The 1,147-nt window shown below is 60.1% G+C and carries 1 pseudogene; it reads right to left on the bottom strand.

Annotation, left to right across the window (positions count from 1 at the left end):
- A pseudogene (locus tag BTM36_RS28815) lies at positions 1-871 on the bottom strand (hypothetical protein); the annotation flags it as partial.
- Positions 872-1,147 lie beyond the last annotated feature (276 nt).

Genomic DNA, 1,147 nt, shown 5'->3' with positions numbered 1-1,147 from the left:
CTTCCTGCGCGGAGAGCTGGTGGTGCAGGTGCGCCGGGCCGACAACGCCGTGATCGGGGTGTTCCCCACCCGCTACGCCCTCGCGGTGCGCCCACCGGAGTACGAGCCCGCGCTGGACGTGGCCGAGGACGCGGCCGGGCCCAGTGCCCGCGGTGGCCGGGGTACCCGCCACCCCACCTCGCGGCGCGAGCTGATGGCGCGGATGCGAGCGGCCGGCTTCGAGATCGTGCCGGGCTCGACCCACTACCGGGTGTCCCACCCGGATCATCCGGGCCTGTTCGTACCGCTGGCCTCCACGCCCTCGGACCGCAGGTACACCCGCCATGCGGTCACGCAGATCCGTCGGGTGTTCGGCATCGACCTGCGGCGCTGAACCACGGGTCTTGCGGCCGAAGAAGGTGACGGGAACGCCGTTGGTCAGATACTGGTCGACCAGCATCGCGACATGCTGGCCGTTCTTCAGCGCCTGCGCCAGCTTGAGCGGGGCGTCGCGGCCGGCCGGGACCAGCGTGCCCAAATTGACGGCGCGGATGCGCTCGATGGCGCGGTCGGCGGCTTCGATGTTCGGCCGCCTGAACAGGATGGTGGCGTCGAGGCCGTGCGCGGCGGCAGCAATAGGCGAGAGCTCCCAGTTTCCGAGATGCGCGGCGAAGAACAGTGCCGGTTTACCGTCATCGCGCAGTTGGTCGAACAACTGCTTGCTGCGCGCCGAGAATTCGACGCGGCCTGGCTTGTCGGGATTCCGGGGATCATGGTCCCAGATGCGGTCGATATGCGCGAATTCGGTAACCACCGGTAACAGTGGAAGTAGCTGCAAAAGCGGAACCTGCGGATACCGCCAGAACAGCGGCCAGTGCTGAAAGACATGCAATTTTTTTCATAACCACCTCAAATGTGCTTCAAGTAAATCCTAAGTTTTAAATATATCAAAAATTGTTAAGAAACTCTTTGGGATAAACGATGTGTAATGGCCCATTTCATGTAACAGAACATTTCATCAGCTTACTATCTCTTTCAGTAAACGGTCATTTTTCCGCAGGACATGCCATTATGAAGCGTGTTACCCGGCATGTTCATCCAGATTATTCCTAATCGGACAGGTTAATTAACCATCAACTGTCATCTATTTTACGTATTTTTAGCCGCT

It is taken from the genome of Herbaspirillum sp. VT-16-41 (assembly GCF_001994935.1).
GTDB lineage: Bacteria > Pseudomonadota > Gammaproteobacteria > Burkholderiales > Burkholderiaceae_D > Herbaspirillum > Herbaspirillum frisingense.
This window is presented reverse-complemented; position numbering and strand designations above follow the sequence as displayed.